The following is a 16,584-nucleotide window of genomic DNA, read 5'->3' as shown; positions in this document are numbered from 1 at the left end:
CACGATAGGGGACCCATACACTGGGTCCCCTATCGTCGTTTGTATACCGAAATGCTCGGCGAACGTTCGAGCAGATGTCAGGAATTCGTGGCCGAGCCACCTATGCGCGCAACTCAGAAAGGGACCACCGTGCCGGAACAGAACGACGGTCGGAAACCCTTCCGCCGCAACGACCCCGAGCGCGGATTCGGAGGCCGCGGCGACAATCGGGGCGACCGCGGTACTTCGGGTGACCGCGGCGGTCGGGGCGGCCACCACGGCGGTGGACGCGACAGCTGGGAGCCGCGCGAAGGCGGCCCCGCTCGGCGCGGACCGCGCAACGACAGCGGCGACCGTAATCGGGGCGGGAATTGGGGTCGCGGCGAGGAACGCGGATATCGGGACCGGCGCGACTCCGATCGAGGTAGCTCGTCCGAAGGGCGGCCGCAGTGGCGGGACCGCCGCGACGACGCACCGCGGCGCGATTCGGGCGACCGGCCGTGGAGCGACCGCGGCGGAGACCGTCGCGGCGGCGAACGCGGCGAACGCGGTTCTTCTGCCGGCTCGGACCGTCGTGGTTACGGCCGTCCCGGCGATCGCGATGACCGGCACGGTGGCGAACGACGTGACTGGGGGTCGTCGGGCCAGGACCGTCGCGGATTTGGCCGCACGGGTGACCGCGACGACCGGCGAGGGGCCGGCGACCGGCGCCGATACGACGACACCGGCTCATCGGACCGCGGTGGATTCCGCCGCGACCGCGACCGTCCCGAATCCGGCGGGCGCCCGAACTTCGGCGACAAGCCCGGTGGCTACCAGCGCTCCACCGACGATGCGCGCGGGGGACGCGACGACCGCCGCGGTGACGATCGCTACCAGGGTTCCGATCGGGGCGGTTTCCGGCGGTCCGCGGACAAGGGCGGATTCCGGCGCACCTCCGATGACCCCGGCGACCGGCGCAACGTTGAACAGAGCGGTTTCCGCCGACGCGGCAGTGACAGCGAACGACCGGGCCGCTCCGGGGATCGTCCCGGCGGGTTCCGGCGTTCCTCGGATGACGTTCGTGGCGGCCGCGATGACCGTCGGCATGGTGGAGATCAGGGCGGGTTCCGTCGTCGCGACAGCGAAAGCGGGCGGCCGAGCGGTTCCGGGGACCGTCCCGGCGGGTTCCGTCGCTCCGGCGAGGAATCACGCGGCGGGAGCGGCGGTGGGTTCCGTCGACGTGAGCACGAAGGCGGACGTCCGGGCCAGTCCGAGCGTGGATACGGCAGGCGCGACGACTCGGGCTACCAGGGCAATCGCGGCGGTGGTTTCCGTCGACAGGACGACCGATCGTCGCAGCGCTCCTTCCCCAGCAATGAAGCGAAGAACCGCGCCGACACCGGCCGTGACGCCGGCAAGCGTGGTCGACGTGACGATATTGCGCAGACCGGCCCCGAAGAGTCGTTCGAGGAAAGCCAGAACCTCGGCGTCGGCGAGACAGTTCCGGAGCAGGCGCCCAGCCGTGGCGCGCAGGCCGGATCGTCGGAAAGCACCCGAACAGGGGAAGGCGCACCGCAGGCCGAGTTGGCCGGCGACCGAGGACACGCGGGAGAGCCGCGCGCCGAATCTGCCGAGACTGCTCGTGCTGATGCGCGCGCCGATCGCACCGGCACACCGGATGACACGCACGCTCGGGCGGGCGAGTCACCTGCCGAGTCGACGACGGCCTCCGACACCTCCGCGCGTCGAGTCGAAGCGACCTCTGGCGGACAAGAGCAGTCGGGGTCGGGCGAGTCGCGCATTGGGTCGCCAGGTACATCTGAAGAGTCTGCTGAGTCCGCGCGTGGAGTCGAGCCGACCACGTCCGCAGCATCCGGCCACGATCTACCGCTGTTCCAGGCGGCAGGATCGCCCCAGGCTCAGGGCCAGAGCTCCTCGGCTGACGACGTCGCGTCGCACCGCACCGACGAGACAGCGGCACGCGATGCGGAGCGGAACTCGGCCGCCGCGGGGGATGACCGAACCGCCGCCGACGCACCGTCCGGTCGGCGTGGCGATTCGGATCAGGCGGGCCGACCGGCAGACTTGACCGAAGGCGGTGGCTCGGGCCCGGACGTGTCCGTCGACCGCCGCGACGATGCCGCCGAACAGCGGTCCACGGTGGCCGCACAGACCGGAGAGCGGGGCGATGTGACCGAGAATGGCGACCGTGGCCGGCGCGGAGGCGATCGAGGCTGGAACGAGCGCGGGCCGCGGCGTGAGGAGGGCCGGCGAGGCGACGGGCCCGGTGGCGACCGGCGGCGTGGCGGAGAAGGTGGCCGTGGACCCGGCGGCCGGATGATGGATCGCCGTCCGCCTCGCCCGGAAGAGCCGGATCTGCCTGACGACGTTCAGGCCTCCGATCTCGACACCACCATCCGGCGCGACCTGCTGAGCCTGGACAAGGGCAATGCCGAGACCGTTGCCAGGCATCTGGTGATGGCGGCGCGGCTGCTCGACGACGATCCTGGTCTGGCGCTCGCGCACGCTCGCGCCGCCCGTCAGCGGGCGGGTCGTATCGCCGTGGTCCGCGAGACCGCCGGCGTCGTGGCCTACCACGCGGGTGAATGGGCCGAAGCCCTGTCCGAGCTGCGGACCGCGCGGCGCATGTCGGGCGGGTCCGGTCTGCTCGCGGTGATGGCCGACTGCGAACGCGGGCTCGGCCGGCCCGAACGGGCCATCGAACTGGGCCGCAGCGAGGAAGCCAGGGCGTTGCGCGGCGACGAGGCCACCGAGCTGCGCATCGTGGTGGCCGGGGCCCGGATGGACCTCGGCCAGTACGACCAGGCCGTGGTGACGTTGCAGACCAACGACCTCGACCCGTCCCGCACCGGCTCGGCCGCGGCCCGCCTGTTCTACGCCTACGCCGACGCCCTCGTGGCCGCAGGCCGCACCGACGAGGGCCTGACCTGGTTCCTCAACGCGGCCGCCGCCGACCTCGACGGCGAAACCGACGCCGAGGAACGGGCCGCGGAACTCACCGGCGACGCCTGATCGGAGCGCTGGGCCCGGCAGTTCCTGACTGGCCCCAGGGCTTGCGCGACGGCGCGCACATCGGCGGCCGGCTCCGCCGTAGGAGTCGCTCAGCTGTCCGAGAGCGCGTGCACGTGCTTCCCGCCGCTGATGTCGGGGTTCCCGGCCACCACTTGTCGGTGGCCGGGCTTACAGTGCCAGGCGGTGGGATCAACCGCTCGCTGATACCGGTCGGCCGTCGGGCCGCATGGGGTGGGAGGATTTCGATGGTGACGCTCGATCGGTGCGAGGGAGTGAAATGATGCGGGTGCGGGACCGATACGGGGCGCTGCTGCTGGACCTGGACGGGACGCTGTATCGCGGGCAGGCCGTGATCGACGGGGCGCCGGCGGCGCTGGCGGACGGATCGCAGCGGCTGGTCTACGTCACCAATAACGCCAGCCGCGGGCCCGCGGTGGTGGCCGAACATCTGGCCGAGCTCGGATTCCGGGCCGGCACCGGCGACGTGGTCACCAGCGCGCAGGCGGCGGCACGGCTGCTGGCGGAGCGGCTGGAACCGCAGGCGCAGGTGCTGGTCGTCGGCACCGACGATCTCGCCGCCGAAGTGAGCGCCGTCGGACTACGGCCGGTGCGCCGGTTCAATGGCTCGGCACCAGCGGCGGTCGTCCAGGGGCATTCACCCGAGACCGGCTGGCCCGACCTCGCCGAAGCCGCCTACGCGCTGCGCGCGGACGCGCTGTGGATCGCCGCCAACACCGATAAGACGCTGCCGAACGAGCGCGGGCTGGCCCCGGGCAACGGTTCGATGGTGGCGGCGCTGCGGGCGGCGTCGGATCGCGAGCCGATCGTCGCGGGCAAGCCGTACGCCCCGCTGCTCGAAGACGCGCTGGTGCGGGCGGGTACCCGGGACGCGCTGGTGGTGGGTGATCGGCTCGACACCGATATCGAGGGCGCGCAGTGCGTCGAGCTGGATTCGTTGCTGGTGCTCACCGGTGTCAGCACGCTGGCCGACCTCGCCGAATGGCCGGAACACCTCTGGCCCACCTATGTCGCGAACTCGCTGGACGCGCTGAACCAGCCGCCGGTGCCCGCCAGCGGCGGCGGGATCGGTGATCTCGCCGACACCCTGCGCGACAATCCTGGTCGCGCCGTGACGGTACGCGCGTCCCGATCCGAAATCCGATAGCGTTGTCGCCACGATGAGTACTCCCACGCCCCGCCCGCCTGTGCCCGGCCCCCGCCCCGGGGCGCCGCTGCCCGGTCAGCATCTGCCGGGTGCGCAGGGACGTCCGGAACCGGCCGACCCCGACCGCATCCGCACCGAGATCGATGCCCTGCTGGCCGAACTCGGTGCCGGTGCCGGCCCCGGTGACGGTGACCCCGACAGCGGCACCGACATCGCCCGGCGAGCGCACATCCTGGAACAGGCCCACGAGGTCCTGGTGCAGGCGCTGGCGACGGTGGACAAGATCTGAGGTGGCCAGGCGCGCACGAGTGGACGCCGAGCTGGTACGCCGCGGATTGGCCAGATCGCGAGAACACGCGGTCGAGCTGATCGGCGCGGGCCGCGTCCTCATCAATGGCACCGTCGCGGTGAAACCGGCGACGGCGGTGGAACCGGGAACGCCGCTGCTGGTCCGGGAGCAACCTGACGAGGTCTCCTGGGCATCGCGCGGTGCGCACAAACTGCTGGGAGCGCTCGAAGCGTTCGAACCCGAAGGTTTGACCGTCGCGGGGAAACGCTGCTTGGACGCCGGTGCGTCGACCGGTGGGTTCACCGATGTGCTGCTGTCGCGGCAGGCAAGCGAAGTCGTCGCCGCCGACGTCGGCTACGGCCAGCTGGTGTGGCGGTTGCAGAACGACGAGCGCGTGCACGTCATGGACCGCACCAACGTGCGCACGCTGAGCGCCGAGGCGATCGGCGGGCCGGTGCAGCTGGTGGTGACCGACCTGTCGTTCATCTCGCTCGCGCTGGTGCTGCCCGCGCTGGCCGCCTGCGCCGCACCCGGCGCGGACCTGCTGCCGATGGTGAAGCCGCAGTTCGAGGTGGGCAAGGAAAGAGTAGGCTCCGGCGGTGTGGTGCGCGATCCGGCGCTGCGGGCCGAAGCGGTCCGCACGGTGGCCGCGGCCGCGGCCGAATTGGGTTTGCGCACCCTGTCGGTGGTGGCCAGCCCACTGCCGGGGCCGTCGGGCAACGTCGAGTACTTCCTGTGGTTGCGCAACGACGGACCGTTCGACTACGACGAAGCGGCGGTCGCGGCTCTGGTCGAAGGTGCGGTTGAGGAGGGTCCACAGTGAACGCGCTGACGGGCGAGGCCGGCGGGCGGGAGATCCTGCTGGTATCGCATCCGGGCCGGGCCGAGATCATCGAGACCTCGCATCGGGTGGCGAAGATCCTCGCCGACGCGGGCATCGGGCTGCGCGTGCTGGCCGACGAGGCCTACAGCACCAAGTTCGAAGCCGATTCCGGCGCCAGCGGTGGTTATCCGGTGCGGGTCGTCGAACACAAACCCGACGCTGCGCTGGGCTGCGAGATGGTGCTCGCCCTCGGCGGTGACGGCACGTTCCTGCGTGGGGCCGAACTGGCGCGCACCGCGTCGGTGCCGGTGCTGGGAATCAACTTGGGTCGCATCGGATTCCTGACCGAAGCCGAGGCCGAACACCTGGACGAGGCGCTGGCGCAGGTGGTGCGCCGCGACTACCGCGTCGAACAGCGGATGACGATCGACGTGTCGATCCGCGTGGACGACGAGGTGGTCGAAAGCGGTTGGGCGCTCAACGAAGCCAGCATCGAGAACGCCGTGCGCATGGGTGTGCTGGAGGTGGTGCTCGAGGTCGACGGCCGCCCGGTGTCGGCGTTCGGCTGCGACGGCATCCTCATCGCCACGCCCACCGGATCCACGGCCTACGCGTTCTCCGCGGGCGGTCCGGTGGTGTGGCCGGAACTGGAAGCGCTGCTGGTCATCCCCAGTAACGCCCACGCCCTGTTCGCGCGTCCGCTGGTGACCAGCCCGGATTCCCGCATCGCGGTCGAATCCGTTGCCACGGGCCATGATGCGATAGTTTTCCTGGATGGCAGGCGCACCCTCGCCCTGCCGAGGGGTGGTCGAGTGGAAGCGGTCCGCGGCGCCGAACCGGTGCAGTGGGTGCGGTTGGATTCCGCGCCGTTCGCCGACCGGATGGTGCGCAAATTCCAATTGCCCGTGACAGGCTGGCGTGGCCGACGGCGAACGGAGAGCACACGTGCTGACAGAGATCAGGATTGACGGACTCGGCGTCATCTCCACGGCGACCGCGCAATTCCATGAGGGTCTGACGGTCCTGACCGGTGAGACCGGCGCCGGAAAAACGATGGTCGTCACCAGTTTGCATCTGCTGAGTGGTGCGCGTGCCGACGCGGGACGGGTGCGGTTGGGCGCCTCGCGTGCGGTGGTGGAGGGCCGGTTCACCATCGATGAGGTGAACGAGGCGGCGCGCGCCGAGGTGGCCGAGGTGCTGGAAGCGGCGGCCGCCGAACGTGACGACGACGGCAGCGTGATCGCGATCCGCACCGTCGGCAGCGACGGACGATCCCGGGCGCATCTGGGCGGGCGCGGGGTGCCTGCCTCGGTGCTGTCGGATTTCACGGCCCCGCTGCTGACCGTGCACGGGCAGAACGACCAGTTGCGGTTGCAGCGCCCGGATCAGCAGCTGAGCGCGCTGGACCAGTTCGCGGCCGACACCGTCGGGCCGCTGCTGCGCAAATACCAGCAGCATCGCCGGGCCTGGCTGGATGCGCGCACCGAACTGCTCGAACGCACCGCGCACAGCCGCGAACTCGCACTCGAAGCCGACCGGCTCAAGCATTCGCTGGCCGAGATCGACGCCATCGCACCGGAACCGGGCGAGGACGAACGCTTGGTCGCCGAGATTCGCAGGCTCAGCGATCTGGATTCGCTGCGCGAGGCCGCCGCCACCGCGCACGATGCGCTGGCCGGCCCGGCCGACAGCCCCGAAACGAACGCCGGTGCGCTGGATGCGCTGGGCACGGCCCGATCCCGGCTCGAGTCGGCCGAGGACCCGGCCCTCGCGGCATTGGCGCCGCGACTGGGTGAGGCGATCGCGGTGGTAGTCGATCTGACGACGGAGCTGAGCGGTTATCTTTCGGATCTGCCGTCCGATCCCGGCGCGCTGGATTCGATGCTCACCCGTCAGGCCGAACTCAAAACGCTCACCCGCAAATACGCGCCCGATATCGACGGGGTGATCGCCTGGGCCGAGGAATCGCGCACCCGGCTGGAATCGCTGGACGTCTCCGAGGAGACCCTCGCGTCGCTGGCCAAAGAGGTCGAGGTGGCCGCCGACAAGGTGCGCGCGGCGGCGAGCAAGCTGACGGCGGCGCGAACCAAGGCGGCGGGCAAGCTCGCCGAGGCGGTGAGCGCCGAGCTGGGCGGGCTGGCCATGGGTAAGGCGCGGCTCGAGGTGGTGGTGCGGCCGGTGCCTGCGGCGCCACAGGATTCGGCACCGCTGACCATCGGGGATACCGAGCTGCACGCCGGATCATCCGGCGTGGACGAGGTCGAGTTCCGGTTGTCGGCACATCGCGGGGCGCAGTCGCTGCCGTTGAGCAAGAGCGCCTCCGGTGGTGAGCTCTCCCGGGTGATGCTGGCGCTGGAAGTGGTGCTCGCCGGCAGCGAACACGGCGCGACGATGGTGTTCGACGAGGTCGACGCCGGCGTCGGCGGCCGGGCCGCGGTGGAGATCGGGCGCAGGCTGGCGCGTTTGGCGCGCACCCATCAGGTGATCGTGGTGACCCACCTGCCGCAGGTGGCGGCGTTCGCGGACACGCATCTGGTGGTCAACAAGTCCGATGACGGTGACGGTGCGGTGAATTCCGGTGTCCGCGCGCTCACCAACGACGAGCGGGTGATCGAACTGGCGCGCATGCTGGCCGGGCTCGACGACACCGAGACCGGGCGCGCGCATGCCGAGGAGCTGTTGCAGATCGCGCGCTCCGAGCGCGCCACCGCACGCTGAGTCCCCGAAACAAGAGATGGTCGCGCCCGGGCAACCGGACGCGACCATCGTCGTCTGCGGTCAGCTCAGCGCACGGCCTTCTTGGCGCCGTTGATGAACTGGGTGATCAGCACCTTCAGGCCGGCCTCGAGCACCTTGGCGGGCACGGGCAGCGACGGCTCCGACTCCATGGTGTAGGTGACGCGGGTGCCGCCGTCGGCGTCGGCGAAGGTGACGATCCCGACGTGCCGCTTGACCGGCGCGCCCTTGACGATCTTGTATTCCATCCGCTCGCCGGGAACCAGCGCGGTGATCTCCTCGGTGACGCCGACCGGCCCCACGCCGACGTGATGCTGCGCGCCGACGCCTTCGCGTTCGGTGGTGCCCGGCTTGACCAGCTTGAGCTGGACGGGCAGGTAGGGGCTGATGCTCTCGCGGTCGGCGAACAGCCGGTACACGGTCTCCCGCGGTGCGGCGATGACGGTATCGACGGTGGTGCTGGCCATGACGTCTCCTCTTCGGATATCTGTGACCCGGAGAATACGGGTAGTGCCGGGTGCTGCGAAAGGCGCACCCCGGATAATTGCGGGCAGGTGGTGTCAGTTTCCGGGCGGCAGCTGTGCGATCACCTCGGCCACCTCTTCCGCTGGCGGGCGCCCGATTTCGACGACGATGCCGTTCTCGTCGGGCTCGAGCGGTTCGAGGGTGTCGAGTTGGGATTGCAGCAGTGAGGCGGGCATGAAGTGGCCGGCGCGGTGGCCGATGCGGTCGCGGATCTGCTCGGGGCTGCCGGTCAGGTGCACGAAGATCACGCCGTCGCGGCGCAGCACGTCCCGGTAGCTGCGTTTGAGCGCCGAACAGGTGACGATGCCGGGGCGGCGGGCGGACTGACGGGTGTCGATCCAGGCGGCGATACGGTGCAGCCAGGGCCAGCGGTCGTCATCGGTGAGCGGGGTGCCCGAGGCCATCTTGGCCACATTGGTCTCGGGGTGCAGGTCGTCGCCCTCGAGCATGTCCCAGCCCAGCTTCTCCGCCAGCAGCCGCGCCACCGTCGATTTACCGGACCCCGACACACCCATGACGACCAGGACCGGCGTCACACGACCACGCTCAACGCCAGCACTCCGGCCAGACCGCATACCGATATCAGGCATTCCATCACCGTCCACGATTTGAGGTTTTGCGCAACCGACAGCCCGAGAAACTCTTTCACCAACCAGAACCCGGCGTCGTTGACATGGGACAGGAACAGCGAGCCGGATCCGATCGCCAGCACCATCAGCGAGACGTGGGTGTTGGACAGGTCGGCGGCCACCGGCGCCAGAATCCCGGAGGCGGTGACGGTGGCGACGGTAGCCGATCCGGTTGCGACCCGGATGAGCACCGCCACCAGCCAGGCCAGAAACAGCACCGGCAGGCTGCTGTCCTGCACGGCGTCGGCGATCAGGTCGGCGATGCCGGTATCGACCAGGACCTGTTTGAAACCGCCGCCGGCGCCGACGATCAGCAGGATGCCCGCGATCGGCGGCAAGGAGCTGTTCATGGTCGCGGCGATGTCGTCGCGGCTCATCCGGGCGGTGTAGCCGAGCAACACGATGCCGGCCAGCAGGCCGATGCCGAGCGCGACCACGGGCGTGCCGAGGAAGTCCAGGACGGTTTTCAGCGCGGATGTGGAGTCGGGCGCGATCACGTCGGCGAGGGTTTTGCCGAGCATGAGCAGCACCGGCAACAGGATCGTGCCGATGGCGACCAGGAAGGGTGGCTGAGGCTTCTTGTCGCCGGGTTCGTCGTCGCCGGAGTCGGTGAACAGCTCCGGTACCGGGACGTCGACCCAGCGGGCGGCCAGGGTGCCGAACAGCGGGCCCGCCACGACGACCGTCGGGATCGCGACCAGTACGCCGAAGGCCAGGGTGAGTCCGAGATTGGCATCGAGGGCGTCGACGGCGACGAGTGGGCCCGGATGCGGTGGCACCAGTCCGTGCATCGCCGACAGGCCCGCCAGCGTCGGGATGGCGATGCGCATCAACGGCAGCCCGGAATGGCGGGCCACCAAGATGATCACCGGCATCAGCAGCACGACACCGATCTCGAAGAACATCGGCAGGCCGATGACGGCACCGACCAGACCCATCGTCCACGGCATCAGTTTCGGGCCGGACAGATTCAGCAGGGTGTCGACCACGCGGGTGGCGCCGCCGGAGTCTGCCAGCAGTTTGCCGAACATCGCGCCGAAGCCGATCAGGATGCCGACACTGCCCATGGTGGAGCCGAAACCAGTGACGAAACTGTCCACGGTCTCGGCGGCGCCGGACCCGGCCCCGAGGCCGACGCCGATGGCGCCGACGGTGAGTGCGATGAACGGATGAATCTTCAGCCAGGTGATCGCGGCGACGATGACGACGATGCCCGCGACCGCGGCGATGACCAGGTGCCCGGTGCTCACTCGGGTAACCTACGTGGCCTGGGCGGTTTCCCGGCTCGGACTCGCCGGTAGTGAGAGGGCCTCGTTGGTATCACAGTGACGAATGTGGTAGAGCGTCCGGCGCGCCTCCACCAAAGGTTGAGGGTTTGCGGCCATCATCGGCGTCATGAAGATGCTGGCGTTGTTGTCGAAGAACACCGAGACGCTGCCCGGTCGCACCGGAATAGCCCGGGTGGACCGCAACACCCGGCGTTTGCTCAAACGGGTCGGCCCCGGCGATATCGTGGTGCTCGACGAGATGGATCTGGACCGGCTCACCGCCGATCGCCTCGTCGAGGCGGGCGTGGTCGCGGTCGTCAATACCTCGCCATCGATCTCCGGGCGCTACCCCAACCTCGGCCCGGAAGTCCTGGTGGCCAACGACATTCTGCTGCTGGACACGGTCAGCTCGGATGCGTTCACCAAGATCAAGGACGGCGCCAAGATCCGCATCGACGGCGGCGTCGTCTATGCCGATCGGCTCACCAAGAAGGAGCCCGAGGTCCTCGTCGAGGCCATCGAACTCACCGAGGCGGCCATCGCGGAGCGGATGATCGAGGCGCGCAACGGACTCGCCGATCATCTGGAAGCCTTCGCCGGCAACACGATCGAATTCGTGCGCACCGAATCGGCGCTGCTCATCGACGGTATCGGGGTGCCGGATCTGGAGCTGGAGATGCGCGGCAGGCATGTGGTCGTCGTCGGTGACGGCCCCGGTCATGCCGAGGATCTGAAGAAGCTCAAGCCGTTCATCAAGGAGTACGCCCCGATCATGGTGGGCGTCGGGCGCGGCGCCGACACCCTCACCAAGGGCGGCTACCAGCCGGACCTGATCGTCGGCGACCTGGACGAGATCACCACCGCCACATTGAAATCCGGAGCCGAGGTGATCCTGCCCGCCGACACCGACGGGCATGCCAAGGGCCTGGAACGCATCCAGGATCTCGGCATCGGCGCGACGACGTTCCCGTCCTCGGGTGCGCCGACGGATCTGGCGCTGCTGCTGGCCCACCATCACGGTGCGGCGCTGATCGTCACCGCCGGAGCCGCCGCCTCGCTCGACGAATTCTTCGACCGCGGGCGCCGCGACAGCAATCCGGCGACGTTCCTGACCCGGCTCAAGGTCGGCTCCACGCTGATGGACGCCACCGCGGTGGCCACGCTGTATCGCAACCGGGCCTCCGGTACCGCGATCGCGCTGGTGGTGCTGGCCGCGCTGATCGCGGTGATCGTGGTGGTGCTGGCCTCCAATTCCGGTGCCGAGGTGCTGGATTGGACGGTGCAGACCTGGGATCGGTTCGTGCTGTGGGCGCGGGATCTATGGCGTGGGGGAGGCGCGTGATCTCGCTGCGCCAGCATGCGATCTCGATCGCGGCGATCTTTCTCGCGCTCGCCCTCGGTGTGGTGCTCGGCTCGCAGACCCTGGCCTCGGATCTGCTGTCGGGGCTGCGCAGCGACAAGGATGATCTGCGTGCCCAGGTCGACTCGCTCAGCGCGCAGAACCAGCGCTTGACCGGGCAGTTGAACGGCGCCGATGCCTTCATCGCCGGTTCCGCGCCGCGCATACTCGGCGGAACTCTCGCCGACCGCAGCGTGGTCGTGTTCACCACCCCCGACGCCGATCCCGGTGACGTGGACGGCGTCGTGGCGGCCTTGCAGACCGCCGGTGCCGCCGTCGCCGGACGGATCGCGTTCACCGACGCCTTCGTCGACGCCACCGAGGGCGACCGGATGCGCTCCACCCTCACCAACATCATTCCCGCGGGCGCCGAACTGCGCACCGGCGCCGTCGACCAGGGCAGCCTGGCCGGCGATCTGCTCGGCCTGGTGCTGCTGCTCGACCCGGCCACCGGACAGCCGCGCAGCACCCCGCAGGAGCTCGGCCTGGCGCTGGAAACGCTGCGCGGCGGCGGATTCCTCGCCTACGGCGACACCCCCGTGCAGCCGGCGCAGCTGGCCGTCGTCGTCACCGGTGACGGTGCGAAGGCCGACGAGAACAGTCGCGGCGCCAATATCGCCCGCTTCGCCGGCACCCTGCGCGCCCGCGCCGCCGGCGTCGTCCTCGCCGGCCGCCCCGGCGCCGCCGAAGGCGCGGGCCCCCTCGCCGTCGTCCGCGACGACGCCCCCCTCGCCGCCGCCGTCACCACCGTCGACAACCTCGACCGCGACCTCGGCCGTATCACCACCGCCCTCGCCCTGTCCGAACAGCTCGCCGGCCGCACCGGCCGCTACGGCACCGGCCCCACCGCCACCTCCCTCACCCTCGCCGCCCTCCCGGGCTGAGGGGGCTCGCCCTGCACCAGCTCGATCATCGGCGGTGCTTCTCAGTGAGGGCGGGCAGATGTCTCGAGAGGTGTCCCTGCCGCGCGACCGTCGGAGCCCGCACGGCCAGGCTCTGCGGGCATCTCGGCAGCATTCGGGTCATGCTGCGGGGCTCGGGTGCGTGAGCTGGGTCGCAGGCGGTGAGGGAATGGATGACCGGGGTGTGGCGATCGGGTGGCAAACCGGGCGTGGCGTGCGGGGGAGCGGGGGTTTCGTGTTACCGTGAAGACCCGTGGGTCAAACACGGATTCAGGCGCGAACTGCCACCAAACACATCTTCGTCAGCGGTGGTGTCGCCTCCTCACTCGGTAAGGGTCTTACCGCCTCCAGCCTCGGTCAATTGCTGACCGCGCGGGGACTGCGGGTCACGATGCAGAAGCTCGATCCGTACTTGAACGTCGATCCGGGCACCATGAATCCGTTCCAGCACGGAGAGGTGTTCGTGACCGAGGACGGTGCTGAGACCGACCTCGACGTCGGACACTACGAGCGGTTCCTGGACCGGGATCTGTCCCGGGACGCCAACGTCACGACCGGGCAGATCTACTCCTCGGTCATCGCCAAGGAGCGCCGCGGTGAGTACCTCGGCGACACCGTGCAGGTCATCCCGCACATCACCGACGAGATCAAGGCGCGCATCCTGGCCATGCGCGGCCCGGACCTGCAAGGGCAGGAACCGGATGTGGTGATCACCGAGATCGGCGGCACCGTCGGCGACATCGAATCGCAGCCGTTCCTCGAGGCCGCGCGCCAGATCCGGCACGACGTCGGCCGCGACAACGTCTTCTTCCTGCACGTCTCGCTGGTGCCGTACCTGGCGCCGTCGGGTGAGCTCAAGACCAAGCCCACCCAGCATTCGGTGGCCGCGCTGCGCAATATCGGTATCCAGCCCGACGCGCTGATCCTGCGCTGCGACCGCGAGGTGCCACAGTCGCTCAAGAGCAAGATCGCGCTGATGTGCGACGTCGAGGTCGACGCCTGCATCTCCACCCCGGACGCGCCCTCGATCTACGACATCCCGAAGGTGCTGCACCGCGAGGGCCTCGACGCCTATGTGGTGCGCAAGCTGGGCCTGCCGTTCCGCGACGTGGACTGGACGGTGTGGGGCGATCTGCTCGACCGCGTGCATTCTCCGCGCGAGACCGTCGAGGTGGCGCTGGTCGGCAAGTACGTCGACCTGCCCGACGCCTACCTGTCGGTCACCGAGGCGCTGCGCGCGGGCGGCTTCGCCTCGCGGGCCAAGGTGCAGATCCGCTGGGTGCAGTCCGACGACTGCGAGACCCCGGCCGGCGCCCAAGCCGCATTGCGTGACGTCGACGCGGTGCTGATCCCCGGTGGGTTCGGAATCCGCGGTATCGAGGGCAAGGTCGGCGCCATCCGCTACGCCCGCACCCGCGGCCTGCCGCTGCTGGGCCTGTGCCTGGGCCTGCAGTGCATGGTGATCGAGGCCGCGCGGTCGGTGGGTCTCACCGACGCCAATTCGGCCGAATTCGAGCCCGACACCACTCATCCGGTCATCTCCACCATGGCCGATCAGGAGCAGGCGGTGGCCGGTGAAGCCGATCTCGGCGGCACCATGCGCCTGGGTGCCTACCCCGCGGTGCTGGCCAAGGGTTCGGTGGTGGCGCAGGCCTACGGCGCCACGGAGGTCTCCGAGCGGCACCGTCATCGCTACGAGGTGAACAACGCCTACCGCGACAAGATCGCCAAGAGCGGACTGAAGTTCAGCGGCACGTCGCCCGACGGGCACTTGGTCGAGTTCGTCGAACTGCCCGCCGACAAGCACCCGTTCTTCGTCGCCACCCAGGCCCACCCCGAACTCAAGTCGCGCCCGACCCGTCCGCATCCGCTGTTCGCGGCGCTGATCGCGGCGGCGTTGAAATACAAGGCGGCCGAACGGCTTCCGGTCGACATTCCGGGTGAGGAATTGGCCAATGCGGGTGATCAGGCCTCGTAGATGAGCGACAATTCCACCGTGCCGGGTAGCCACGACTTCGAGACCGTGTCCAGCCGGACGGTGTATTCCGGCGCCATCCTGGCGCTGCGGCTGGACCAGGTGGCGATGCCCGATGGCCGGGTCGTGGAACGGGAAGTGGTCGAACATCATGGCGCCGTCGCCGTCGCCGCCTTGGACGACGACGACAACATCGTGCTGATCCGCCAGTACCGTCATCCGCTGGGCACGCGGCTGCTGGAACTGCCGGCCGGGCTGCTCGACATCGACGGCGAGGATCCGCTCGAGGCGGCGAAACGTGAGCTGGCCGAGGAGACCGGTCTGGCGGCCCGGGAGTGGTCGGTGCTGGTGGACGTGGCGCTGTCGCCGGGGTTCACCGACGAGGCGCTACGGGTGTATCTGGCGCGCGGGCTCTTCGAGACCGAACGGCCCGAACCCGAACACGAGGAAGCCGATCTGGAAGTGGTGCGGATGCCGCTGGCCCAGGCGGTGCGTGCCGCCCTGGCCGGCGAGATCGTCAACGCCACCGCCGTGGCCGGTGTGCTCGCGGTGTCGGCGGCGCGGGCCGAAGGGATGGCCCCGCGCGCGGAGGATGTGCCGTGGCCCGGGCAGCCGACTGCGCTGCTGCGCAGGCAAGCCGGCCGGGCGCGGGACTGACGGGCCACGACGGTGCGTGAGGTGGACGCCTACCTCGACCATCTGGCAGTCGAGCGGGGCGCCGCACGCAACACCCTCGCCGCCTATCGGCGCGACCTGGAGCGGTATCGGGCGTTCCTGGCCGGGCGCGGCATCACCGAACTCGCCGCCGTCGCCGAAAGCGATGTCGCCGCGTTCGCCATGGCGCTGCGCTCCGGCGGGGCCGGGCATCCGCCGCTGGCGGCCGGTTCGGTGGCGCGCGCGCTGATCGCGGTGCGCGGGCTGCACCGGTTCGCCACCGCCGAGGGCATGACGAGCACCGATGTGGCGCATGCGGTGAAACCGCCGGCACCGGGACGCAGGCTGCCCAAAGCGCTGCCCTACGACGAGGTGCTGAAGCTGCTGGAGGCCGCGGGCGGCGACTGCGGCACCAGCGGTGACGGCGTCGCACGCGGTTTGCGGGACCGGGCGCTGCTGGAGCTGCTGTATTCCACCGGCGCCCGGATCTCGGAGATGGTCGGCCTCGACGTCGACGATCTCGATATGCCCGAGCGTGCGGTGGTGCTGCGCGGCAAGGGCGGTAAACAGCGGATCGTGCCGATCGGCCGTCCGGCGCTGTCGGCGGTCGACGCCTATCTGGTGCGTGGGCGCCCGGTGCTCGCTGCGCGGGGCCGCGGCAACGCCGGTGCGTTGTTCCTGAACGCGCGCGGCGGGCGGCTGTCGCGGCAGAGCGCGTGGCAGGTGTTGCAGAGTGCGGCCGAACGCTCCGGGATCGGCGCCAGCGTCTCCCCGCACACACTGCGGCACTCGTTCGCCACCCATCTACTCGATGGCGGCGCCGACGTGCGGGTGGTGCAGGAACTGCTGGGCCACGCCTCGGTCACCACCACCCAGATCTACACGCTGGTCACCGTCAAGACCTTGCGCGAGGTCTGGGCCACGGCCCACCCGCGCGCGACATGAGCGGCGGCGCTCACCGGTGAGACCCCGACGGCCGATCCGAGGGGTGCGCCGGCGGCCCATGGTCCGGCGATGTCGTCGCCTGCAGGCACGCGGCTGACCGCATCGACGGCCCGTCCGACACCGGTTCGACAGTGCTCCGCAATGGCAACGACAACGAACAGGTAGCGTTTTGTTATCCGTGACGCGGCGTGGCGTCGCGAACACGCCGGTCGGACTCGCGGCACTCGGGGACGAACTAGCGGTAGCGTCTACCGAGAGCTGGACCATCCGAAAGTGAGGT

At 69.9% G+C, this 16,584-nt stretch carries 16 protein-coding genes; 11 read left to right on the top strand and 5 right to left on the bottom strand.

Annotated elements, in window-relative coordinates; genetic code table 11:
- Positions 1 to 708 precede the first annotated feature (708 nt).
- Both FEK34_RS27740 and FEK34_RS27735 read right to left on the bottom strand, forming a co-directional pair.
- Positions 709 to 1,068 (bottom strand): hypothetical protein, encoded by a 360-nt coding sequence (locus tag FEK34_RS27740; RefSeq protein WP_138452621.1) that lies wholly within the window; start codon positions 1,066 to 1,068, stop codon positions 709 to 711.
- 99 nt (positions 1,069 to 1,167) lie between these two features.
- Positions 1,168 to 1,650: a hypothetical protein gene (locus tag FEK34_RS27735; protein ID WP_138452620.1), complete on the bottom strand. Its 483-nt coding sequence runs from the start codon at positions 1,648 to 1,650 to the stop codon at positions 1,168 to 1,170.
- 426 nt (positions 1,651 to 2,076) lie between these two features.
- Between FEK34_RS27735 and FEK34_RS27730 the strand changes: the two genes are divergently transcribed.
- The 6 genes from FEK34_RS27730 to recN all read left to right on the top strand — a co-directional run bounded on the left by FEK34_RS27730 (position 2,077) and on the right by recN (position 7,989).
- A complete protein-coding gene (locus FEK34_RS27730; protein ID WP_370012180.1) occupies positions 2,077 to 2,994 on the top strand; it encodes a tetratricopeptide repeat protein in 918 nt (305 codons plus the stop codon).
- A gap of 277 nt (positions 2,995 to 3,271) precedes the next feature.
- Positions 3,272 to 4,159, top strand: coding sequence for an HAD-IIA family hydrolase (locus FEK34_RS27725; protein ID WP_014350425.1), 888 nt, complete (start codon positions 3,272 to 3,274; stop codon positions 4,157 to 4,159).
- 13 nt (positions 4,160 to 4,172) lie between these two features.
- Positions 4,173 to 4,448 carry a hypothetical protein gene (locus FEK34_RS27720; RefSeq protein WP_048833261.1) on the top strand — a complete coding sequence of 92 codons (276 nt, stop codon included), beginning with the start codon at positions 4,173 to 4,175 and terminating at the stop codon, positions 4,446 to 4,448.
- 1 nt (position 4,449) lies between these two features.
- Entirely contained in the window at positions 4,450 to 5,271 is an 822-nt protein-coding gene (locus tag FEK34_RS27715; RefSeq protein WP_138452618.1) for a TlyA family RNA methyltransferase, read from the top strand.
- Positions 5,268 to 6,239: an NAD kinase gene (locus FEK34_RS27710; RefSeq protein ID WP_014350428.1), complete on the top strand. Its 972-nt coding sequence runs from the start codon at positions 5,268 to 5,270 to the stop codon at positions 6,237 to 6,239. The genes FEK34_RS27715 and FEK34_RS27710 overlap by 4 nt, the downstream gene beginning before the upstream one ends.
- On the top strand, positions 6,217 to 7,989 hold the full coding sequence (gene recN, locus FEK34_RS27705) for a DNA repair protein RecN (protein WP_138452616.1): 1,773 nt from the start codon (positions 6,217 to 6,219) through the stop codon (positions 7,987 to 7,989). Before FEK34_RS27710 ends, recN begins: the two co-directional genes overlap by 23 nt.
- A 65-nt stretch (positions 7,990 to 8,054) precedes the next feature.
- Here the strand turns inward: recN and FEK34_RS27700 are convergent, their stop codons facing one another.
- From FEK34_RS27700 to FEK34_RS27690, 3 genes are all read right to left on the bottom strand, one after another.
- On the bottom strand, positions 8,055 to 8,474 hold the full coding sequence (locus FEK34_RS27700) for an SRPBCC family protein (RefSeq protein WP_014350430.1): 420 nt from the start codon (positions 8,472 to 8,474) through the stop codon (positions 8,055 to 8,057).
- 93 nt (positions 8,475 to 8,567) lie between these two features.
- Positions 8,568 to 9,107, bottom strand: a complete 540-nt coding sequence (locus tag FEK34_RS27695; protein ID WP_138452613.1) for a gluconokinase — start codon at positions 9,105 to 9,107, stop codon at positions 8,568 to 8,570.
- Positions 9,065 to 10,411: a GntP family permease gene (locus tag FEK34_RS27690; RefSeq protein WP_138452610.1), complete on the bottom strand. Its 1,347-nt coding sequence runs from the start codon at positions 10,409 to 10,411 to the stop codon at positions 9,065 to 9,067. Before FEK34_RS27690 ends, FEK34_RS27695 begins: the two co-directional genes overlap by 43 nt.
- Positions 10,412 to 10,556: 145 nt before the next feature.
- Between FEK34_RS27690 and steA the strand changes: the two genes are divergently transcribed.
- The 5 genes from steA (at position 10,557) to xerD (ending at position 16,304) form a co-directional block, all read left to right on the top strand.
- Positions 10,557 to 11,771 (top strand): putative cytokinetic ring protein SteA, encoded by a 1,215-nt coding sequence (gene steA / locus FEK34_RS27685; protein WP_138452608.1) that lies wholly within the window; start codon positions 10,557 to 10,559, stop codon positions 11,769 to 11,771.
- Complete coding sequence (locus tag FEK34_RS27680; RefSeq protein ID WP_014350434.1) at positions 11,768 to 12,712, top strand: copper transporter; 945 nt, start codon at positions 11,768 to 11,770, stop codon at positions 12,710 to 12,712. The genes steA and FEK34_RS27680 overlap by 4 nt, the downstream gene beginning before the upstream one ends.
- Before the next feature lie 271 nt (positions 12,713 to 12,983).
- The gene (locus FEK34_RS27675; RefSeq protein WP_048833265.1) at positions 12,984 to 14,708 is read left to right on the top strand and encodes a CTP synthase; all 1,725 of its coding nucleotides are present in this window, start codon (positions 12,984 to 12,986) and stop codon (positions 14,706 to 14,708) included.
- Positions 14,709 to 15,362: an NUDIX domain-containing protein gene (locus tag FEK34_RS27670; protein WP_138452606.1), complete on the top strand. Its 654-nt coding sequence runs from the start codon at positions 14,709 to 14,711 to the stop codon at positions 15,360 to 15,362. It begins immediately after the preceding gene.
- A gap of 12 nt (positions 15,363 to 15,374) precedes the next feature.
- Positions 15,375 to 16,304, top strand: a complete 930-nt coding sequence (gene xerD, locus FEK34_RS27665) for a site-specific tyrosine recombinase XerD (RefSeq protein WP_138452604.1) — start codon at positions 15,375 to 15,377, stop codon at positions 16,302 to 16,304.
- The last annotated feature ends 280 nt before the right edge of the window (positions 16,305 to 16,584 follow it).

The sequence above is a fragment of the Nocardia cyriacigeorgica genome, from assembly GCF_005863245.1.
GTDB classification, from domain to species: domain Bacteria; phylum Actinomycetota; class Actinomycetes; order Mycobacteriales; family Mycobacteriaceae; genus Nocardia; species Nocardia cyriacigeorgica_C.
The sequence above is the reverse complement of the archived record's forward strand: the minus strand, read 5'-3'. Positions and strand labels throughout refer to the sequence as shown.